This is a genomic window from Limnobacter sp. (assembly GCF_964228395.1).
In the GTDB taxonomy this organism is placed as follows: domain Bacteria; phylum Pseudomonadota; class Gammaproteobacteria; order Burkholderiales; family Burkholderiaceae_B; genus Limnobacter.
This window is the reverse complement of the sequence record NZ_CAXQZX010000096.1, coordinates 1-19,535: the sequence shown is the minus strand read 5'-3', so window position 1 is coordinate 19,535 and position 19,535 is coordinate 1. Positions and strand designations below refer to the sequence as shown.

At 57.3% G+C, this 19,535-nt stretch carries 20 protein-coding genes and 1 pseudogene; 11 read left to right on the top strand and 10 right to left on the bottom strand.

Going from position 1 to position 19,535, the window contains the following annotated elements; translation table 11 throughout:
- The 3 genes from ACEQU8_RS07790 to ACEQU8_RS07780 all read left to right on the top strand — a co-directional run.
- A partial coding sequence (locus tag ACEQU8_RS07790; RefSeq protein ID WP_370262740.1) for a transketolase C-terminal domain-containing protein occupies positions 1–521 on the top strand: 521 nt, incomplete at its 5' end.
- A gap of 37 nt (positions 522–558) precedes the next feature.
- Positions 559–1,569, top strand: coding sequence for a type I glyceraldehyde-3-phosphate dehydrogenase (gap, locus tag ACEQU8_RS07785; protein WP_370262739.1), 1,011 nt, complete (start codon positions 559–561; stop codon positions 1,567–1,569).
- A 260-nt stretch (positions 1,570–1,829) separates the two neighbouring features.
- Positions 1,830–3,812 (top strand): S8 family serine peptidase, encoded by a 1,983-nt coding sequence (locus ACEQU8_RS07780; protein WP_370262738.1) that lies wholly within the window; start codon positions 1,830–1,832, stop codon positions 3,810–3,812.
- On the opposite strand, the gene ACEQU8_RS07775 is transcribed toward ACEQU8_RS07780, so the two are convergent.
- Positions 3,787–4,404 (bottom strand): rhomboid family intramembrane serine protease, encoded by a 618-nt coding sequence (locus ACEQU8_RS07775; protein ID WP_372521237.1) that lies wholly within the window; start codon positions 4,402–4,404, stop codon positions 3,787–3,789. The two genes, ACEQU8_RS07780 and ACEQU8_RS07775, sit on opposite strands and share 26 nt — an antisense overlap.
- Before the next feature lie 24 nt (positions 4,405–4,428).
- Here ACEQU8_RS07775 and ACEQU8_RS07770 point away from each other — a divergent pair, with 24 nt between their 5' ends.
- The 7 genes from ACEQU8_RS07770 to ACEQU8_RS07740 all read left to right on the top strand — a co-directional run bounded on the left by ACEQU8_RS07770 (position 4,429) and on the right by ACEQU8_RS07740 (position 11,936).
- Entirely contained in the window at positions 4,429–5,610 is a 1,182-nt protein-coding gene (locus tag ACEQU8_RS07770; RefSeq protein WP_370262735.1) for a phosphoglycerate kinase, read from the top strand.
- Positions 5,610–7,064, top strand: a complete 1,455-nt coding sequence (gene pyk / locus ACEQU8_RS07765) for a pyruvate kinase (RefSeq protein WP_370262733.1) — start codon at positions 5,610–5,612, stop codon at positions 7,062–7,064. The genes ACEQU8_RS07770 and pyk overlap by 1 nt, the downstream gene beginning before the upstream one ends.
- Before the next feature lie 23 nt (positions 7,065–7,087).
- Positions 7,088–8,152: a class II fructose-bisphosphate aldolase gene (fba, locus tag ACEQU8_RS07760; protein WP_370262732.1), complete on the top strand. Its 1,065-nt coding sequence runs from the start codon at positions 7,088–7,090 to the stop codon at positions 8,150–8,152.
- Positions 8,153–8,256: 104 nt separating this feature from the next.
- Complete coding sequence (locus ACEQU8_RS07755) at positions 8,257–9,153, top strand: phosphoribosylaminoimidazolesuccinocarboxamide synthase (protein WP_370262731.1); 897 nt, start codon at positions 8,257–8,259, stop codon at positions 9,151–9,153.
- A gap of 4 nt (positions 9,154–9,157) precedes the next feature.
- Positions 9,158–9,688 carry a 5-(carboxyamino)imidazole ribonucleotide mutase gene (gene purE / locus ACEQU8_RS07750; protein WP_370262729.1) on the top strand — a complete coding sequence of 177 codons (531 nt, stop codon included), beginning with the start codon at positions 9,158–9,160 and terminating at the stop codon, positions 9,686–9,688.
- 18 nt (positions 9,689–9,706) lie between these two features.
- Positions 9,707–10,882, top strand: a complete 1,176-nt coding sequence (locus tag ACEQU8_RS07745; RefSeq protein ID WP_370262728.1) for a 5-(carboxyamino)imidazole ribonucleotide synthase — start codon at positions 9,707–9,709, stop codon at positions 10,880–10,882.
- Positions 10,872–11,936, top strand: coding sequence for an L-threonylcarbamoyladenylate synthase (locus tag ACEQU8_RS07740; RefSeq protein ID WP_370262727.1), 1,065 nt, complete (start codon positions 10,872–10,874; stop codon positions 11,934–11,936). Before ACEQU8_RS07745 ends, ACEQU8_RS07740 begins: the two co-directional genes overlap by 11 nt.
- 4 nt (positions 11,937–11,940) lie before the next feature.
- On the opposite strand, the gene panD is transcribed toward ACEQU8_RS07740, so the two are convergent.
- The 8 genes from panD to ACEQU8_RS07700 form a co-directional block, all read right to left on the bottom strand.
- Positions 11,941–12,321: an aspartate 1-decarboxylase gene (gene panD, locus ACEQU8_RS07735; protein ID WP_370262726.1), complete on the bottom strand. Its 381-nt coding sequence runs from the start codon at positions 12,319–12,321 to the stop codon at positions 11,941–11,943.
- Positions 12,321–13,172, bottom strand: coding sequence for a pantoate--beta-alanine ligase (gene panC / locus ACEQU8_RS07730; protein ID WP_370262724.1), 852 nt, complete (start codon positions 13,170–13,172; stop codon positions 12,321–12,323). Before panC ends, panD begins: the two co-directional genes overlap by 1 nt.
- 19 nt (positions 13,173–13,191) lie before the next feature.
- Complete coding sequence (gene panB / locus ACEQU8_RS07725) at positions 13,192–14,022, bottom strand: 3-methyl-2-oxobutanoate hydroxymethyltransferase (RefSeq protein ID WP_370262723.1); 831 nt, start codon at positions 14,020–14,022, stop codon at positions 13,192–13,194.
- Between the two features lie 21 nt (positions 14,023–14,043).
- Positions 14,044–14,691: a deoxynucleoside kinase gene (locus tag ACEQU8_RS07720; RefSeq protein WP_370262722.1), complete on the bottom strand. Its 648-nt coding sequence runs from the start codon at positions 14,689–14,691 to the stop codon at positions 14,044–14,046.
- Between the two features lie 96 nt (positions 14,692–14,787).
- Positions 14,788–15,270, bottom strand: coding sequence for a 2-amino-4-hydroxy-6-hydroxymethyldihydropteridine diphosphokinase (folK, locus tag ACEQU8_RS07715; protein WP_370262721.1), 483 nt, complete (start codon positions 15,268–15,270; stop codon positions 14,788–14,790).
- Positions 15,267–16,709 (bottom strand): polynucleotide adenylyltransferase PcnB, encoded by a 1,443-nt coding sequence (pcnB, locus tag ACEQU8_RS07710; protein ID WP_370262718.1) that lies wholly within the window; start codon positions 16,707–16,709, stop codon positions 15,267–15,269. The genes folK and pcnB overlap by 4 nt, the downstream gene beginning before the upstream one ends.
- A complete protein-coding gene (locus ACEQU8_RS07705) occupies positions 16,706–17,371 on the bottom strand; it encodes an HAD family hydrolase (RefSeq protein WP_370262716.1) in 666 nt (221 codons plus the stop codon). The genes pcnB and ACEQU8_RS07705 overlap by 4 nt, the downstream gene beginning before the upstream one ends.
- A complete protein-coding gene (locus ACEQU8_RS07700; protein ID WP_370262715.1) occupies positions 17,352–18,047 on the bottom strand; it encodes a DnaA ATPase domain-containing protein in 696 nt (231 codons plus the stop codon). The genes ACEQU8_RS07705 and ACEQU8_RS07700 overlap by 20 nt, the downstream gene beginning before the upstream one ends.
- Positions 18,048–18,174: 127 nt before the next feature.
- On the opposite strand from ACEQU8_RS07700, the gene purM reads away from it, so the two are divergent.
- The gene (purM, locus tag ACEQU8_RS07695; protein ID WP_370262714.1) at positions 18,175–19,218 is read left to right on the top strand and encodes a phosphoribosylformylglycinamidine cyclo-ligase; all 1,044 of its coding nucleotides are present in this window, start codon (positions 18,175–18,177) and stop codon (positions 19,216–19,218) included.
- Positions 19,219–19,221: 3 nt separating this feature from the next.
- On the opposite strand, the pseudogene ACEQU8_RS07690 reads toward purM, so the two are convergent.
- Positions 19,222–19,535, bottom strand: a pseudogene (locus ACEQU8_RS07690) (tRNA epoxyqueuosine(34) reductase QueG); the annotation flags it as partial.

Sequence of the window (19,535 nt, the reverse complement as noted above, 5' to 3'; positions counted from 1 at the left end):
CAGCGGATTCAGTAGAATCCATGGCGGCCTGGAATGTGGCTGTGATGCGCAAAGACGGCCCCAGCTCGCTGCTATTCAGCCGCCAAAACCTGCCATTCCTTGCGCGTTCCGAATCAGCCCTAAGTTCAATTGCCAAAGGCGGCTATGTGTTGGCAGAGACGGCCGACGCGCAGGTCACGCTGGTGGCCACGGGCTCCGAAATCGAGATCGCCATGAACACGCAAAAAGCCTTGGCCGAGAAGGGCATTGCAGCCCGCGTGGTGTCCATGCCGTCAACCACAGTATTTGACCGTCAGCCTGCGGCCTACAAAGCCGAGGTGTTGGGCCAAGCACCCATCGCTGTCATTGAAGCGGGCGTGTCCGATGGTTGGTACAAATACATCGCCCAGGCTGGGGTGAAGGGCACGGTGCTGGGCATGAGCAGCTTTGGTGAATCAGCACCAGCGGGAGCGTTGTTCAAGCACTTTGGGCTCACTTCAGAAAAATTCACCGAGGCCGCGCTAGCCTTGGTTCAGCAATAATTCAGGGAACATTGATTTACTTTCAAGGAGATTTGTCATGACCATTCGCGTAGCGATCAACGGCTATGGCCGCATCGGCCGAAACGTACTGCGTGCCCACTACGAAGGTGGCAAAAAGCACGACATCCAGATCGTGGCCATCAACGACTTGGGCGACCCCAAGACCAACGCTCATCTCACCCAGTACGACACCGCTCATGGCCGTTTCCCCGGCACCGTGAGCGTGGATGGCGACTACATGATCGTCAATGGCGACAAAATCAAGGTGCTGGCCAACCGCAACCCGGCCGAGTTGCCCTGGGGCGAACTGGGCGTGGACGTGGTGATGGAGTGCACAGGCTTTTTCACCTCCAAAGAAAAAGCATCGGCTCACCTCAAGGGCGGTGCCAAAAAAGTGATTATTTCTGCCCCCGGTGGTAAAGACGTAGACGCCACTGTGGTGTACGGCGTCAACCATGGCGTACTGAAAAGCTCCGACACAGTGATTTCAAATGCGTCTTGCACCACCAACTGCCTGGCGCCTCTGGTGAAACCTTTGAACGATGCCATCGGCTTGGAAACCGGCCTGATGACCACCATTCACGCTTACACCAACGACCAAGTGCTGACCGACGTATATCACGAAGACCTGCGCCGCGCCCGTTCCGCCACCATGAGCATGATCCCCACCAAAACTGGCGCGGCTGCGGCAGTTGGCTTGGTATTGCCCGAATTGAACGGCAAGCTGGATGGTTACGCAGTTCGTGTGCCCACCATCAATGTGTCCATGGTTGACCTTTCATTCGTGGCCAAGCGCGAAACCACTGTCGAAGAAGTCAACAGCATTTTGAAGGCCGCCGCTGAAGGCCCGCTCAAGGGTGTTCTGGAATACAACGATGCACCGCTGGTGTCCATCGACTTCAACCACAATCCGGCATCCAGCGCATTTGACGCCACTCTCACCAAGGTGAGTGGCAAGCTGGTGAAGGTGTCTAGCTGGTACGACAACGATTGGGGCTTCTCCAACCGCATGTTGGACACTACTGTTGCACTCATGACTGCCAAGTAAACAAAGTGCACCATCCATTGGCTTTTTAAAAGCCATTTGCAACGGGCCCTTCGGGGCCCGTTTGTTTTGGTGTGCCCCCTTTGGGTGCCCCTCCCTGAAATGAGAATACCAAGCCCTGCACGAACCGCCGTTAACCACTCATTCGTGGTACGTCGAGCCCTGTGCAGCACGAAGTAGACTCCGTTCTGCTTTCTATTCAACAAATAGCCCGCTGGCAGCGCTCGGTAACCTAAAAGTCATCTTTGCGAGCGAGTGTTGCCATGTTGTTGATTAGCCAAATTTTCACGAAACTTCGAGTCTTGGGCCTGTTCGGTCAAGCGTTGTTTATCGTGGCCTTGTCCTTGGGTAGCGCATCCGCGCACGCGCAGGCTGAGTCTCGCCAGTTCATCATCAAACTCAAGAACGCGGTAGAATTAAGCGCCACCCCCTCGGTGCGTCGGCTTGAGAAAGAAGGTGAGTTTCTGGGTGAGGTCATGGGGCGCAACAATGTAAGCGCGGCCTGGCAGCGGGCAGGCACCTTGGGCACCCATGTCATGCGTTGGGGCGCTTCCGTGCGGGACATCGATATTCAAGCTCATTTGAACCGCCTTCGCAGTGACCCCGAGGTGGAGTGGGCCATTGAAGACCGTCCCGTCCGCGCCTTTGAAACCCCGAATGACCCATCTTTTTCCAATCAATGGGCGTTGCGTTCCCAGATCAACACAGCCGGCGCCCGCTTTGATGCGGCATGGGACTGGATCAAGGGCAGCGCTGATGTGGTAGTGGCTGTGCTCGATTCGGGTGTGGTGTTTAACACCCCTGATTTGCAAGGCCGTTTGCTGGCTGGTTACGATTTCGTGTCAGACGTGGCCACGGCCAATGACGGCAATGGCCGCGATTCCGACGCATCCGACCCCGGTAACTGGATCACCGATGCGGAATCCCAAAGCGGGCCGTTTCAGGGTTGCACGGTCAGGAATTCCAGTTGGCACGGCACCTTTGTGGCGGGTCAGATCGCAGCCAACACGCACAACAACGCGCAGGTCGCCGGGGGCGACTGGAATGCCAAAGTGTTGCCAGTGCGTGTCTTGGGCAAATGCGGTGGTTTGTTGTCGGATGTGCTGGATGCCATGTTGTGGGCCGCGGGCCTTGATGTGCCCGGTGTGCCCCGCAATACCAACCCGGCGGCTGTGATCAACCTCAGCCTGGGTAGCACAACCACCTGTAGCAGTTTTGAACAAAGCGTCGTCGATCGCGTGACTGCTGCTGGCACCTTGGTGGTGGCCGCGGCAGGTAACGGCGGTGGGGCTGCGGATTCCCCAGCCAACTGCAACAATGTGATGTCCATCGGCGCCCTGGATCGTGATGGAAGCCGTGCCAGCTACAGTGCCATTGGCTCTTCGGTGAGCATGATGGCCCCCGGCGGTTTTTCCAATGGTCTGGTGGGTTTGAGCAACACGGGCTCAACCTCCCCGCAATCGGCCAGCCTGGCCAGCAAAACCGGCACCTCTTTTGCCGCACCGTTGGTGGCTTCTACAGCCAGTTTGTTGAAGGCTGTCAACCCCAGCCTGACTCCGGCACAGCTAAGAAACCTCATTTTGCAGAACACCTCACCATTCTTAAGCCCGAGGTTGACCACTTGCTCCGCGAATCAGGGCTCTGGTACCTGCAATTGCACCACCGCGGTTTGCGGAGCCGGCATGTTGAATGCTGAGGCGGCAGTGCTTGCCGCTCGCGGCACCCGCCCGATTGCCAACGCATCGGTATCGGCCAATGGCCTGTCCAGCAGTGGTTACCAAGAAAGCGCCAGCGGCCTAAACCCTGTTCGTCTGCGGGGAGCCAGCAGCTCTGTGGCCAGTGGCCGAAGTGTGGCCTCCTATGCATGGGTGCAAGTGTCTGGCGAGCAGGTGCTCAATGGCACAGCCACCACAGCCAATGTGGATTTGCCAGCGGCCACCAGCACCAGTGATTTGGTCTTCAGGCTCACCGTGACTGACTCCGTGGGGGAAAGTCACACCAGTTTTACCGCCATCCGGGTTGCAGCCAGTGGTTCGGATGCCAGTGGTCCCTCTAACCCAACCAGTGCAAGCACCGGCACCACACCTGCACCCACCAGCGACAACAGCAGTGGTGGCGGTGCTCCTGCCCCTGTCGCCACGGGTGGTGGGGGGGGCGGCGGTGGAGGAGGCGCTTTGAACCTGCTTGGCTTGTTTGGCTTGCTGGTGTTGGCAAGGCGCTTTAAACGCGACGCCCAAATTTCTTAAACACAGATGGGGTGGCCAGAATAATCACGACCAACAGGCCACCCAACGCACCTCCACGGTGTGCAGCATAGGCCACCGGGCCACCCACCGATGGGTCTGTGGCCTCTGCAGGATTCAATTCAAGCAGCAATTTGGCCAGCAAGCCCAGCAACATCAACCACAAAGGCCAGGCGCGCAGGCCAACGTTTGTACTCTGTCTGAACGCCAAGGCCAGGCAAACCACAAACTGCATGTGCAAGGCGCCGCTTAGCCCGCAATACCAGGACAAAGGCTCAATAAAAGTAATATAAAGTGCCACCCAAGCCAGGCTTAACCCCAGCAAGCCAGCCCACAGGCTTGGCTTGATTAAATGCGAAAATCCCCAAGTCAGTACGGCCAAGCCGGCAAGGTTCAAGGCCAAATGGGTCCAGCTCAAATGGATGAATTGCGTCAGCAAACTTCTGGCCCAAAATGATTCAATTGAATCAAGCGTTTGCGGTCCAGCGGGGCCGTGCGCAACTTGGGCCAAAATCGAGACGAATCCGACCGCAAACCAGAGGCTGGTGGCGCTGAAAAACCCCCTTGGGGCGTTATAATCCGGGATTGTCTTCAATCACCTTCCTTGAGAGCCACTGCAATGTTGCGTTTTCTGCGCCTGACCGACCAAAACGTATCCAACAAGCGCGTGTTGATTCGCGTCGATTTTAACGTGCCCACCGACGCAAATGGCAACATCACTGAAGACACTCGCATTCGCGCCTCGTTGCCCGGTATCCAGTACTGCCTGCAAAACAATGCAGCCCTCATGCTCACCAGCCACTTTGGCCGCCCCACTGAAGGCGAATATGACGAGAAGTTGAGCCTGGCTCCCGTCGCAAAGCGCCTGGGCGAGCTCTTGGGGCGCCCTGTTCGTTTGGTGAAAGACTGGGTGGACGGCGTGGACGCCAAGGCCGGTGAAGTGCTCTTGCTCGAAAACTGCCGATTCAATAAAGGCGAAAAGAAAAACAACCCTGAGCTTGCGCAAAAAATTGCCACGCTCTGCGACATTTACGTCAACGATGCCTTTGGCACAGCCCACAGGGCCGAAGCCACCACCCACGGTGCAGCGCAGTTTGCGCCCGTGGCGTGTGCTGGCCCCTTGTTGGCCGCCGAACTAGACGCCTTGGGTGCGGCCCTGTCGGCCCCCAAGCGCCCCTTGGTCGCGATTGTGGCCGGTTCCAAAGTGTCCACCAAGCTCACCATTCTCAATAGCCTGGCCGAAAAAGTAGACCAACTGATCGTGGGTGGTGGCATTGCCAACACTTTCATGGCGGCCAAGGGCTTGCCCATCGGCAAGTCATTGGTCGAGGCCGATTTGGTGGGTGAGGCCAAAGCCATCATCGACAAAATGCAAGCCCGTGGCGCGGCAGTGCCCATTCCTACCGACGTGGTCGTGGGCAAAGAGTTCTCGCCCAGCGCACAGGCCACCGCCAAGGCTGTGGCTGATGTAGCAGCCGACGACATGATCTTCGACATTGGCCCCAACACCGCCGAGGAGCTTGCAGCTATTTTGGGCAAGGCTGGCACCATCGTGTGGAACGGCCCTGTTGGTGTGTTTGAATTCGACCAGTTTGGCAAAGGCACAGAGCGTTTGGCCCGAGCCATCGCTGCTTCACAGGCTTTCTCGATCGCAGGCGGAGGGGACACCCTGGCCGCTATCGCCAAATACAACATTGCAGAGCAGGTCAGCTACATTTCCACTGGGGGTGGGGCGTTTCTTGAGTTTCTAGAGGGCAAAACCCTGCCCGCCGTCGATATTCTTCAACAGCGAGCAGCCTAATGGCCAACGACTTCCTTCCGCGTCAGACCAAGATTGTTGCCACACTGGGGCCGGCTTCCACCGATCCAGCTGTTCTGGAGCGCATGATCTCTGCCGGCATGAACGTGGTGCGGGTCAACTTCTCGCACGGCACAGCCGAGGAGCACATCGGTCGCGTGAACACCGTGCGTGACATTGCAACCCGCCTGGGGCGTGATGTGGCGGTCATGGCCGACCTGCAAGGCCCCAAGATTCGTATTGGCCAATTCACCAACGGGTCCACCACGCTTGCCAACGGGCAGCCTTTCATCCTTGAAGCCCAGTGCGCCGCAGGGGATGATACCCGTGTGGGGCTGGACTACCCCGAGCTGGTCAACGACGTCAAAGCGGGCGACACCCTGCTGCTGGACGATGGCAAAATTGTGCTCAAGGTTAAAAAAGTGACCTCTGGCCAAATCCATTGCGAAACCGAAGTGGGTGGAGTGCTTAAAAACCGCAAGGGCATCAACAAATTGGGCGGGGGTTTGTCGGCCCCGGCACTGACTTCCAAAGACATGGAGGACATCCGCACTGCGGTGGCCTTTGAAGCCGACTACATCGCGGTGAGCTTTCCAAAAAGTGGGGCAGACATGTACATGGCCCGTGAGCTGACCCGCGCAGCGGGCGGGCACGCCATGATGATTGCCAAAATTGAGCGAACCGAGGCGCTTGCCAATCTGGACGATCTCATCCGCTCTTGCGATGGCATCATGGTGGCCCGGGGTGACCTGGCTGTTGAAATTGGCGATGCGGCTGTCCCCGCCGCCCAAAAAAAATTAATCCGCGCTGCACGCGAGGCCAACAAGCTCACCATCACCGCCACCCAGATGATGGAAAGCATGATCGAAAGCCCCGTGCCCACTCGGGCTGAGGTGTCTGATGTGGCCAATGCAGTGCTGGATGGCACCGACGCCGTCATGCTTTCTGCCGAAACAGCCGCTGGCAAGTATCCTGTCGAAACCATTTGTGCCATGGCTCGCACCTGTGTAGAGGCCGAAAAATCGGCGCCAGTGAATCTGGATACCGACTTCCTGAACCGCAAATTCAAACGGGTGGATCAGTCCATCGCCATGGCTGCCCTGTTTACTGCCCATCACCTCGATGTAAAGGCCATTGCTGCCCTGACCCAGTCGGGGTCAACCGCCCTGTGGATGTCCCGTTTAAACAGTGGCGTGCCCATATTTGCACTCACACCCGAAGAAAAAACCCGCCGCCGACTGTCCATGTACCGCGATGTTCGTACTGTCATGATGCAGTACGAGACCGATGACCGGGAACTGCTGCTGGCCAAGTCCGAACAAGCCTTGCTCGACGCCAAGGTGGTGGAAGTGGGCGACCTCATCGTGATCACCATCGGCGAACCCATTGGCAAATCGGGCGGCACCAACACCATGAAAATCGTGCGTGTGGGTGAACACATCGGCCTGCTTAACTGAATTATTTTTTTGGAGACACACTTATGCCACTCGTATCCATGCGCCAACTGCTGGACCATGCCGCCGAGCAGGGTTACGGCATCCCAGCATTCAACGTCAACAACCTGGAGCAGGTGCAGGCCGTGATGGCTGCAGCCGATGAGGTGGGTGCTCCCGTGATTCTTCAGGCCAGCGCAGGCGCGCGTAAATACGCAGGCGAGCCCTTCATCAAGCACCTCATTCAAGCTGCCGTAGAAGCCTACCCCCACATCCCCTTGGTGATGCACCAAGATCATGGCACCAGCCCCAAGGTGTGCCAGGGTGCAATCGACCTCGGTTTTGGTTCTGTCATGATGGACGGCTCCCTGATGGAAGACGGCAAAACCCCCGCCAGCTTTGACTACAACGTGAATGTGACCAAAACCGTGGTGGACATGGCACACAAAGTAGGCGTAACCGTTGAAGGCGAGTTGGGGTGCCTGGGCAACCTGGAAACCGGCGAAGCCGGCGAAGAAGACGGCATTGGCGCTGAAGGCAAGCTGGACCACAGTCAAATGCTGACCGACCCTGAAGAGGCCGCTGTGTTTGTAAAAGCGACCCAACTGGATGCCCTGGCCATCGCCATCGGCACTAGCCACGGTGCCTACAAATTCAGCCGCAAGCCCACAGGCGACATTCTGGCCATTTCCAGGGTCAAAGAAATTCACGCACGCATTCCCAACACCCATTTGGTGATGCATGGCTCATCCTCTGTGCCTGCTGATTTGCTGGCCATCATTAACCAGTACGGCGGCAAAATGAAAGAAACCTACGGCGTGCCGGTGGAAGAAATTCAAGAAGCCATTAAGTACGGTGTGCGCAAAATCAACATCGACACTGACATTCGCCTGGCCATGACTGGCGCCGTGCGTAAGTTCCAAGCCGAGAATCCAGACAAATTTGATATGCGCGAATGGATGAAGCCTGCCCGCGAAGCGGCCAAGGCGATTTGCAAGCAGCGTTACCTGGAGTTTGGTTGCGAAGGTCAGGCTGGCAAGATCAAAGCCATCAATCTGGTGGACATGGCAGCCAAATACGCCAAGGGCGAATTGGCGCAAATCGTGCAGTAATCAACATGTGGGCCACCTGCGCACCAGTGGCCCCAAAGCAAGCGCACGCGGGCGTGGCCCCGCGTGTTTTACTTTTAAATGCCTGAATTGAAGAGGCTGATGGCATGACCACCGTGTTTGAAACCAAACTGACTTCCCTGCCGCTGTTGCACCGCGGCAAGGTCCGTGAAAACTTCTCTGTCGGTGAAGACAAAATGTTGATTGTGGCCAGCGACCGCCTGTCCGCCTTCGACGTCATACTGGATCAACCCATCCCCGAAAAGGGCATGGTGCTCACCCAGATGGCTCAGTTCTGGTTTGACATCCTGGCGGATGTAGTGCCCAACCACCTCACCGGCGTTGCCCCCGAATCGGTGGTCACGGCCGAGGAAGCGCCGCAAATCAAGGGGCGTGCCATGGTGGTTAAAAAGCTCAAAGCCCTGCCCATCGAGGCTGTGGTGCGTGGCTACCTCATTGGTTCGGGTTGGAAAGACTATCAAGCCACTGGCGCTGTGTGTGGCATTAAATTGCCTGCTGGCATGCAAATGGCCGCCAAGCTCGACGAGCCCATTTTTACCCCGGCCACCAAGGCCGCGGTGGGCGAACACGACGAAAACATCGACTTTGACACCATGTGCAACGTGGTGGGTGCCGACCTGGCCAAGCAAATCCGCGATGTGTCCATCGCCCTGTACACCAAGGCCAGCGACTATGCAGCGCGTCAGGGCATTATCATTGCAGACACCAAATTTGAGTTTGGCCTGGACGAGCACGGCACCTTGACCCTGATGGACGAGGTGCTCACCGCCGATTCCTCCCGCTTTTGGCCGGCAGATCAATATCAAGTGGGTATATCGCCTCCTTCCTACGACAAACAGTTTGTTCGGGACTACCTGGAGAGCGTGCCGGGCTGGAATAAAAAGGCGCCCGCGCCTACACTGCCACAAGACATCATCGACAAAACCGCGGCCAAGTACCGCCAGGCCTACGAAATTTTGACTGGCCGCCTCTGGATTGGATAAGCACATGAGCGAGCAAGCAAGCCTGAACGCCCACCACACCTCCGACCACCCCAAAGTTGGCGTGGTCATGGGCTCTTCTTCCGATTGGGAAGTGATGAAAAATGCTGTGCAGGTGTTGCGCGATTTTGGTGTGGACTACGAAGCCCGCGTGGTGTCAGCCCACCGCATGCCCGATGAAATGTTTGCCTACGCCGAAACCGCCAGTGCGCGCGGCATTCAGGTGATCATCGCGGGTGCAGGCGGGGCTGCGCACTTGCCGGGCATGTTGGCCGCCAAAACCACCGTGCCGGTCATGGGCGTGCCCGTGCCTTCCAAATACCTGCGCGGTGAGGACTCCCTGTTGTCGATCGTGCAAATGCCCAAAGGCATTCCTGTGCATACCTTTGCCATCGGAGAAGCCGGTGCGGCCAACGCTGCATTGGCTGCTGTGTCCATCTTGGCCCTGCACGATGCCGAACTCAACCAAAAGCTCCAGGACTTCCGTGTGTCGCAAAGCAACGTGGCCCGTGAAATGGAACTGCCTCCTTTGCGCTAACCTTTGCCCCAACACACCATGAGCAACATCGAATTCAAACCCGCCAAACCTGGTCAATGGCTTGGCCTACTGGGTGGTGGTCAATTGGGCCGCATGTTCTGCATGGCCGCGCAAAGCATGGGTTACCGTGTCCTGGTGCTGGACCCTGCGGCCAACGGACCAGCAGGCAGTGTCGCCGATGATCAGGTGTTGGCCGATTACCTTGATGACGCTGGCTTGGCCAAACTGGCTCAGCGTTGTGTGGGCGTGACCACCGAGTTTGAGAATGTACCTGCCCTCGCATTGGATACGCTTTCCCGCAGTGTGCCTGTCAGCCCATCGGCCTTTTCTGTGGGCGTGGCCCAAAATCGCATTGAAGAAAAAGCCTACATCAGTGGGTGTGGCGTGCCTGTGGCCCCGCACGCCCCCATTCGCAAAGCAGACGACATCACAGACCAATTGCAGCCACTGCTGCCTGGCATTCTTAAAACCGCGCGTTTGGGCTACGACGGCAAAGGGCAGGTGAGGGTGACCAACCTGGAGGAGGTGCGTAAAGCCTTTGCGAGCCTCAACGAGGTGGAGTGTGTGCTTGAAAAGCGCCTGGCCCTGCAAAAAGAAGTGTCTGTGATTGTGGCCCGCGATCACAAAGGCGAATGCGCCACCTTCCCAGTGGCCGAAAATCACCACCGCAAAGGCATTTTGGCCACCACCATTGTTCCTGCCCGAATCGACGACGCCATGGCGGCGCAGGCCCGCGCCAACGCCATCGCCATCGCCGGCGCACTCGATTATGTGGGTGTTTTGTGCGTTGAGTTTTTTGTGGTCGACGGGCTGGGCTTGGTGGTCAACGAGATTGCACCGCGCCCCCACAACAGCGGGCACTACTCCATCGATGCATGCGTCACCTGCCAATTTGAACAACAGGCTCGTATTTTGGCTGGTTTGCCCTTGGGCAGTACCCGCCAGCACAGCCCCGCAGTCATGGTCAATTTGTTGGGTGACCTGTGGTATCAAAACGATGGCACTGTCTCAGAGCCCGCATGGGAAAAAGTGCTGGCCATGCCCGAGGTAAAACTGCACCTGTACGGCAAAGAGCAGGCTCGGGTGGGGCGCAAAATGGGACACATCACCGTGGTGGCGGCCAGCCTCGACAAGGCCCTGGAGGTGGCTCAAGACGTGCGGGACGCCCTTGGCATCGGCGACGATGACGACTGACAGCGCCAATGCCTCGAAGGTGGGTGCTTGGCCTAGCCCGCCGCACGCCACGCTGCTTGGTGCCACACCAGCCAACATCGAGCGCTGCGCCAAAGCCCTGGTGCAGGGGCAGTTGGTGGCGTTCCCCACAGAAACCGTGTTTGGCCTGGGGGCAGCCGTGAATCAAGCTGAGGCGGTTGCCGGCATATTCAAGGCCAAAGGCCGGCCCGCCGACCATCCCCTGATTGCCCACGCGAGTCCAGGTTTTGATTGGGCTGATGGTTGGATCCAGTTCAATCACTCCACTCAACAACAACAGTTCGAAGCGCTTACGCGGGCGTTTTGGCCCGGCCCGCTCACACTGGTGTTGCCCAAGGGCAGTCGCATGCCGTCGCAGGTCACAGGGGGACAAGATTCCGTTGGCATACGGTGCCCATCGCATTCTGTGGCCAAGGCATTGCTATGCGCGGCCGGTGTGCCTGTAGCCGCTCCGTCGGCCAATCGGTTTGGCAAGGTGAGTCCCACTCGGGCCGTGCATGTCATGGCTGAGCTAGGCGACCGCATTCCTTGGGTGCTTGACGGTGATATTCCTGAGGTGGGGATAGAGTCCACCATCGTGTCTTTGCTGGAAAAGTCACCGCGAATTTTGCGGCCCGGGGCCATCACCGCGCAGCAACTGGGCGAAGTACTGGGTCAGCCTGTTGAGGGCTTTATTAAAAGCAGCGCGCTGCAGAACAACCCCCGGGTGTCTGGCGCACTCGAAAAGCACTACAGCCCAGATGCCAAAGTGAGGGTGATCACGGCCCTGGGTTTGGGTGAGTTCACGCCCGTAGGCAGCACTCTGTGTGTGGGCTGGGGTGATGCGTTTTTAACCCGGGCTGACGCCCTGCGCACTCGGCATCCCCATGTGATGGTGGAGGCCTTGGGTAACAGCCCCAACGAGGTTGCAAAAAATTTGTACGCCACGTTGCGTCAAGCTGACGAATTGAATTGCTCGCAGGTGCTCTTTGAGCAACCGGGCATTGGCGAGGAATGGGAAGGCGTGGCAGACAGGCTGAAGCGTGCTTCAGCCTAGGCCGTCACATTTGCTGCGTTGGAATATGGCCGCGCTGCTCAGCTATGCGGTTGTCGTCGTCGACAAACACCAACTTGGGCTGGAAGGTTTTACATTCTTCATCATCCAGCGTCCCATAAGCCGCAATAATCACCAAGTCGCCCTTTTGGGCGCGGCGCGCTGCGGCGCCATTCAGTGAAATCATGCCGCTGCCGCGTTCGCCTTTGATGGCGTACGTGGAAAAGCGTTCGCCGTTGTCGATCACGTAGATGTCAATGCGCTGAAATTCAATGATGCCAGACGCTTCCAACAGGTTTTCGTCAATGGCGCAGGAACCTTCGTAGTGCAGTTCACAATGGGTTACTTTGGCTCGGTGGATTTTGCCGAGCAACATCTCGCGATGCATTACTCTATCTCCAGGTTGTCGATCAGCCGGGTGGCTCCCAGCTTGGCGGCCGCCAGAATAACCAGCGGCGTTTGATCGGACAGGTTTGTGTCGGTGGGGCGCATCAGGTCAGCCTGCTTGCGCACCTCGAAGTAGTCGGGCTTCCAGCCTCTTTTTTCCAATGCATCCAAGCATTTGCGTTCCAATTGTATCAATTGGTCCACATTGGGGCGACCGCTTTTTACTTGATTCGAGAGATCATTCAAAAGCTGGTACAAAAAAGGCGCTTCGGCCCGTTCTTGCGGGTTTAAGTAACGGTTGCGCGAACTCATGGCCAGGCCATCGGGGTCGCGCACCGTGGGCGCCGCAATAATCTCGATGGGCATGGCCAGCTGCTGAACCAGCCTGCGCACAATCATCAGCTGTTGATAGTCTTTTTTGCCAAACACAGCCACGCGGGGCTGCACGCAATTGAAGAGTTTGGTCACCACCGTGCAAACACCCTCAAAAAATCCGGGTCTGAACTCGCCTTCCAGAGTGCCCCCCAGGCCATCGGGTGGTTTTACCCGGTAGTCTTGCGGCTCAGGGTACAGGTCGCGCTCGGTGGGTGCAAACATCACGTACACGTGCTCTTTTTCGAGCTTGTCCGCGTCCTCTTGCATGGTGCGCGGGTACTTGTCGAAGTCTTCATTGGGACCAAACTGCAAGCGGTTCACAAACACGCTGGCCACCACAGGGTCGCCGTGTTTGGCCGCAATTCGCATCAGCGACATGTGCCCCTCGTGCAGGTTGCCCATGGTGGGCACAAACGCCACCCGGTTCTGCCCACGCAGTTGGTCACGAAGCTCGGTGATGGAGGAAATTTGTCTCATTGCAAAAGCAGGCTCAAATTCAGAATGTGTGTTCCGCAGCGGGGAATGTTTTGTCTTTCACCGCACTCACGTACGCTTGCACCGCTGCCTGGATGGAGGGCTGATTATCCATGAAATTGCGCACGAATTTCGGTTTTTTGCCCGGAAATACATTCAACATGTCATGCAGCACCAACACTTGACCATCGCAGTCAACCCCGGCACCAATGCCAATGGTGGGCACGGCCAGGCTTTTGGTGATGTCAGCGGCCAGTTTGCCTGGAATCAATTCAAACAGCTCAAGTTGTGCACCCGCCTCTTGCATCAGCTTCGCGTTGGCTTTAAGCACCTTGGCTGCCTTGGCGTCGCGGCCCTGCACCTTGTAACCGCCCAAGGCGCTCACCGATTGAGGCGTCAAGCCCAGGTGGGCACACACAGGAATGTCGCGCCGGGTGAGGTATTCCACCGTTGCAGCCAACCAAGCCGTGCCTTCCAGTTTCACCATGTTGGCGCCGGCCGCCATCAATCGCGCAGCATTGCGGTAGGCTTGTTCAACGCTTTCCTGGTAACTGCCAAATGGCATGTCAGCCAATACAAATGCATTTTTATTGCCGGCCGCCACGCATCGAGTGTGGTACTCCATCATTTCCATGGTCACGGGCAACGTGCTGGGCATGCCGGCCAACACCATGCCCAGGGAGTCGCCTATTAGCAGCACATCCACGCCGCTTGCATCCAGCACACTGGCGAAGCAGGCGTCATAGCAGGTGAGCATGGCAATTTTGTCCTGCTGCTTTTTCATCTCCAGCAAGCCGGGCAGGGTCACGGCCTTTCGTTGGCTGGTGGCGCGGTCTTGGGGTTGTGCACTCATGGGTATGGCTCTCGGCTTGGGTCACTCAGACCAATTGAAAAACTCGCGTCGCCCCTTCATGCCCTCAATTTGATTGAGCAGCAATTCAAAGTCTTCGCTGTGGTCCACCGGGTTAAGGTGCTCTGTGTTCACAATCAGAAGAGGCGCATCGTCGTAATGGTAAAAAAAGCGGCTGTACGCATCGCTAAGTTGCGAAAGATAGGCCTCGGTGATGTTGGCCTCATAAGGCGTTGCGCGTTTTTGCACACGCTCAATCAAAGCCTGTGGGGAGGCTTGCAAATACACCACCAAGTCGGGCACGCTGGTTTGCGGGCTTTGGTGCTGGTAGATCTGTTGGTAAAGCTTCAGTTCTTCTTCGTCCAGTGTAAGGCCGGCAAACATGCGGTCTTTCTCAAGCAAAAAATCGCTGACCACCATGCTTTCAAAAAAGTCACGCTGGGTCAGTTCTCGAAGTTGGGCAATTCGCTGGAACAAAAAGAATAATTGTGTGGGTAGCGCATAGCGGGCCGGGTCTTGATAAAACTTCTCAAGAAAGGGGTTTTCCTCCGGTTTTTCGAGCAATATTTCAGCCGTAAACCGCTGCGCAATCAGGCGGGCCAATGAGGTTTTGCCCACGCCAATGGGGCCCTCAATCACGATGTGGCGGTACTTGTCAGACAGCAAAGGCATTCTCCGGATTTGTCTGTGTTGTTGTGGTGCAGAAAGCGGCCCATCCGCGCGGCCTCAGTGTAGCCTACCGCAGCCTTGCGTGTTTGGAATAAGCGCTCAAATTGGCTCCACGGTCTGGTCCAATGTGCCCTGCACGAGCAATTTGGCTTTGCCCTGCCCAGGAATGCTCACCTCGGGGTTCAGATCGAGCAGCGGTTGCAACACAAAACGTCGCAAGTGCATGCGGGGGTGCGGCAAGGTCAGCGTGGTTGTGTTCAGAATGTCTTGGTCGAACATCAACACGTCCACATCGATGGGGCGTGGTGCATTTCTGGTGCTTCGCACGCGCCCAAATTGGGTCTCAAGGCCCATGCATGCCTCAAGCAATGCCTCGGGGCTTCCCGCCCACCGCAAGGTCATCACTGAGTTCACGTAATCTGGTCCTGTGGCGTCGACCGGGGCGCTTTTGTAGCGTGGGGATTCTTTCACTTCGCTGGCCATGGGGTGGGCTTCAAAGTAAGCCACCACGGCATCAAACAGCGTCAAGGGGTGCCCCAGGTTGCCACCCAAGCCCAGGTAGCATTGTGCCGCTCTTCTCACTGTGCCTCGCCACTGGGCGGTTGGCCAGCCCCAGCCGCCTTGGGTTTGCGCCGGCGGCGGCGTTTTTTGCTGCTTGTCCCACCCGCGTCACCCTGTGGTGAGCCACGAAGCTTGTCCAGCAGCGCTTGACGGTTGCTGGATTCACCATCCGAGAATTCCCTCCACCAGCGGGCCAGCTCAGGGTCGGCGTTGCCCACCAGCGCGCGCAACTCAAAAAAATCAAGCGCAGCCCTGAATTTTTGTTGTTCCAGCATGCGAAAGGGGGCTTTGCCTGCCCGTTTTTCAAAACGGGGCTGGAAGGCCCATATTTCACGCATGTCGCCGGTCAGCCGCCTAGGAATGGCCGTGCGTTCCGCTTGTTCGGCCAGCACTTCATCCATGGCAGCAAACAGCGCCGGAAATTTCACCTCCCCGGCTTTGACCCGTTTTTCCCAGTTTTCAAGCACCAAATGCCACAACAGGCAGGCAAACAAAAATCCTGGGCTCAAAGGTTTGCCTTCGTGCACTCGCCGGTCGGTGCGCGCCAACGCCTCGGTCAAAAAAGCTTCGCCAGCTTCGTCTTCCAGAATGGCGTCCAGCAGGGGGAACACACCATGATGCAAACCCGCCTGGCGCAAGCCTTTCAGGCAGGCCAAGGCAGAGCCGCTCATCAAGAGTTTGAGCATTTCATCAAACAAGCGAGAGGCGGGCACATTGCGCAGCAAATCAGACATGCTGGCAATGGGTGCGTAGGTGGCCGGTTCAATGTTGAAATTCAACTTGGCCGCAAAGCGAACCACGCGCAGCATGCGCACCGGGTCTTCGCGGTAACGCACGGCCGGTTCCCCAATCATGCGCAGGGTTTTGGCCCGAAGGTCTTCCATGCCGTGGTGGTAGTCCCAAACGGTCTCGGTGCTGGGGTCGTAATACATCGCGTTCACCGTGAAGTCGCGTCGCGATGCATCTTCATCCTGCCGTCCAAATTCGTTGTCACGCAGCACTCGGCCGTGTTCATCGGTGTCGCTGTTGCCGGTGGTCAACGCCCTGAAGGTGGATGTTTCAATGGTCTCAGGCCCAAACATCACATGCACAATCTGGAAGCGCCGCCCAATGATGCGGGCTCTGCGGAACAGGCGTTGGGTTTGCTCTGGGCTCGCGTCCGTGGCCACATCAAAATCTTTGGGTCGCATGCCCAACAGCAGGTCGCGCACTGCGCCGCCCACCACAAAGGCCTTGTAACCTTTGGCTTGCAAGGTCTCGCACACCCGAATGGCGTTGTGGCTTACCAGGCGGCGGTCAATTTTGTGCTCTGCCACCCCCCACACCTTGGGTTTGTGCACCGTGTAGCTGGCGGCTGCTTTGTTGCGGCTGCCCAAGTTCAAATGGGTGGGCTTGCCAGCGTTGTCTTTGCCCAGGCCAGCGGGTTTCGCAAACATGCGCTTGAAAAATTTTCGGATCATTTGAACAACTCTAATACAGGCCAATTGCGCTCACGGGCAATGCGGGCCAAGCGCTCATCCGGGTTGGTGGCCACGGGGTGGCTCACAGCTTCCAGCAAAGGAAGGTCGTTGATGGAATCGCTGTAAAAATGGGTCTGCTCAAAGCTTTCCAGGGTCCAGCCTTTGCCCGCAAGCCAGTCGTTTAGACGCTGCACCTTTCCTTCACGAAAGCTGGGTACGCCACTCACCTTGCCGGTGAATTCACCCTCTTTTTCTTCGGGGTCAGTTGCGATTAAAGCCTCAATTCCAAAAGCCTGTGCAATGGGGCGGGTAATAAAGCTGTTGGTGGCGGTAATCAAAATGCAAATCGCTTGCTCATCCTGGTGCTGCTGCACCAGGCGCCTTGCACTGGGCAGAATATTGGGCTGAATCACCTCGGCCATGTACTGCAGATGCCAGGCATTGAGCAGGGCGCGCGGGTTGTCGCGTAAAGGGCGCAACTGAAAATCCAAAAAGGCATGGATATCCAGGCAACCCGCCTTGTAATCTTCGTAAAACTGGTTGTTGCGTGCTTCGAATTCTTCTCGATCCAGCAAGCCTTTGTTGATCAGGAACTGCGACCATCCGTGGTCCGAGTCCATGGGCAGCAGGGTGTTGTCAAGGTCAAACAGTGCGAGTTTCATATTCACGTACCACCAGGCTTTCCCGGCGTTTCATCCAGTGGCGAAGCAGGGTAACGCTCACTGGTTTTTGTTGTTCCAAAGAAAAGCGGTCCAGGCTGTCCATCACGGCCATCAGGGACCCCATGTCGCGCTGAAAATAACGCAGCGCATACTCCACCACCTCTTCACTCAATTGCAGGCCGCGGGCCTTGGCCACCGTTTGCAAGGCGGCCTGTTTTTCCTCATCACTCAGCGGTTGGATGCGCAGGCAAAGCCCCGCCTCTATGCGCGTGCGCAGGTCATCGCGCAAACCCAAGGTCGCTGGTGGCTCATGACCGCACAACACAATGTTCGGAGGCAAACCTTCGGCCATTGACTGATTAAATGCATTAAACAATTGAACCTGAGAGTAGGGGGTTAAGTGATCGATGTCATCCATCAGCAGCGAGGCCGGTGCGGGCCTAAACACAAACCTTTGCTGGCCCGGCAACACGGGGGCTCCCAGCGTTTCGCTTAATGCCTTCAGCAAATGGGACTTGCCACAACCGGGCGGCCCGTACAAATACACAAAAGGGCTTAGGCCCTCACCTTTGAGCAGGTTTTTTAATGCGTGCAGCACTTGCGCATTTTGACCCACCAAAAAATTGCCCAAGGTGGGGCGTGGGGGTGTAAACACGTCGAGAAGCAGCTGTTGCATGGGCATTGCTTGGGGGTTGGTCGAATTCAAGCAGCCCTCAATAATACCCCCGATTGCCACTATTGACGCGCTGGCTCGGTTAAAATAGCGGCTCTCAAAGCCCCAACTCCTATTGGACCCTAAGTCAATGAACTCTCCCCTCACCTACAAAGACGCCGGCGTGGATATTCAGGCCGGTGATGACCTGGTAGAAGCCATTAAGCCCATGGCCAAGCGCACCCTGCGCCCTGGCGTTTTGGCTGGCATCGGCGGGTTTGGTGCGCTGTTTGAAGTGCCCAAAGGGTACCGGGAGCCCGTGTTGGTGTCTGGCACTGATGGCGTTGGCACCAAGCTTCGCCTGGCCTTTGAATGGAACATTCACCACACCGTGGGCATTGACCTGGTGGCCATGAGCGCCAACGACATTTTGGTGCAAGGCGCCGAGCCCCTTTATTTTCTGGATTACTTCGCCTGCGGCAAACTTGATGTAAAAACTGCGGCCAGCGTGGTCGGCGGCATTGCTACAGGCTGCGAACAAGCAGGTTGTGCACTCATCGGCGGCGAAACCGCCGAAATGCCCGGCATGTATCCTGATGGTGAATACGATCTCGCAGGGTTTGCGGTGGGCGTGGTAGAAAAATCTGAAATTCTGGATGCCAGCAAAGTGCAAAACGGCGATGCCATCATTGGCTTGGCTTCCAACGGCGTGCATTCCAACGGGTTTTCGCTGGTGCGAAAAATCCTTGAACGCGCCCAGCCCGACCTGAACCAGGCTTGCGATGGCGTCACCCTCAAAGAAGCCATCATGGCGCCAACCCGCATGTATGTAAAACCAGTGCTCAAGCTCATCAAGGCGCTGCCAGTGCACGCCCTGGCCCACATCACCGGCGGTGGCTTGGTCGAAAACATTCCTCGGGTGCTGCCCGAGCAGCTCACTGCCGAGTTGGATCGTGGTGCATGGCCCGAGTCCGATCTGTTCAAGTGGTTGCAGGCCAACGGCCAAGTGCCGTTCGATGAAATGAACCGGGTGTTCAACTGCGGCATTGGCATGGTGGTGGTGTTGCCAGAAGCGCAAGTTGATGCTGCCATGGCTTTGCTTCGATCCGAAGGCGAGACCCCTTACCTGATCGGCAAGGTGCGCCCGCGCGCCCATGGCGAAGCACACACGGTGGTTATGCCTGCCAGCAATTAACACTCAATCTGGCCGGGCGCGCAGTTGGTTCAATGCCCAATCAATGTGCTCGGCCAAAAAATCATCTGCACTCTGCCGCATGTGAAGTAAACCTTCACGCACCACGGCCCCTGCGTGGCTGTTGCCAGCGGCCACGGCCAGGTTGCGCCTAAAGCGTCGATAGCCGATGCGGCGAATGGCGCTGCCTTCGGTGTGTTTTAAAAACTCGGGTTCGGTCCATCGCATCATTGTGGCCCAGTCTGGGTGTTCAAACCCTGGTCTGGGGTCGAAGTCGGCGTATTGCGCTGGCTTGGCAAACTTGTTCCAGGGGCACACCA

What these genes read in the sequence shown, in the direction of transcription:
- panD (WP_370262726.1), bottom strand. Translation starts at nt 12,321, where the DNA reads ATGCATCGCGAGATGTTGCTCGGCAAAATCCACCGAGCCAAAGTAACC.
- purM (WP_370262714.1), top strand. Translation starts at nt 18,175, where the DNA reads ATGAACTCTCCCCTCACCTACAAAGACGCCGGCGTGGATATTCAGGCC.
- ACEQU8_RS07720 (WP_370262722.1), bottom strand. Translation starts at nt 14,691, where the DNA reads ATGCCTTTGCTGTCTGACAAGTACCGCCACATCGTGATTGAGGGCCCC.
- panB (WP_370262723.1), bottom strand. Translation starts at nt 14,022, where the DNA reads ATGAGTGCACAACCCCAAGACCGCGCCACCAGCCAACGAAAGGCCGTG.
- purE (WP_370262729.1), top strand. Translation starts at nt 9,158, where the DNA reads ATGAGCGAGCAAGCAAGCCTGAACGCCCACCACACCTCCGACCACCCC.
- ACEQU8_RS07780 (WP_370262738.1), top strand. Translation starts at nt 1,830, where the DNA reads ATGTTGTTGATTAGCCAAATTTTCACGAAACTTCGAGTCTTGGGCCTG.
- fba (WP_370262732.1), top strand. Translation starts at nt 7,088, where the DNA reads ATGCCACTCGTATCCATGCGCCAACTGCTGGACCATGCCGCCGAGCAG.
- ACEQU8_RS07770 (WP_370262735.1), top strand. Translation starts at nt 4,429, where the DNA reads ATGTTGCGTTTTCTGCGCCTGACCGACCAAAACGTATCCAACAAGCGC.
- panC (WP_370262724.1), bottom strand. Translation starts at nt 13,172, where the DNA reads ATGAGACAAATTTCCTCCATCACCGAGCTTCGTGACCAACTGCGTGGG.
- pcnB (WP_370262718.1), bottom strand. Translation starts at nt 16,709, where the DNA reads ATGATCCGAAAATTTTTCAAGCGCATGTTTGCGAAACCCGCTGGCCTG.
- ACEQU8_RS07755 (WP_370262731.1), top strand. Translation starts at nt 8,257, where the DNA reads ATGACCACCGTGTTTGAAACCAAACTGACTTCCCTGCCGCTGTTGCAC.
- gap (WP_370262739.1), top strand. Translation starts at nt 559, where the DNA reads ATGACCATTCGCGTAGCGATCAACGGCTATGGCCGCATCGGCCGAAAC.
- ACEQU8_RS07700 (WP_370262715.1), bottom strand. Translation starts at nt 18,047, where the DNA reads ATGCAACAGCTGCTTCTCGACGTGTTTACACCCCCACGCCCCACCTTG.
- ACEQU8_RS07740 (WP_370262727.1), top strand. Translation starts at nt 10,872, where the DNA reads ATGACGACTGACAGCGCCAATGCCTCGAAGGTGGGTGCTTGGCCTAGC.
- ACEQU8_RS07745 (WP_370262728.1), top strand. Translation starts at nt 9,707, where the DNA reads ATGAGCAACATCGAATTCAAACCCGCCAAACCTGGTCAATGGCTTGGC.
- pyk (WP_370262733.1), top strand. Translation starts at nt 5,610, where the DNA reads ATGGCCAACGACTTCCTTCCGCGTCAGACCAAGATTGTTGCCACACTG.
- ACEQU8_RS07705 (WP_370262716.1), bottom strand. Translation starts at nt 17,371, where the DNA reads ATGAAACTCGCACTGTTTGACCTTGACAACACCCTGCTGCCCATGGAC.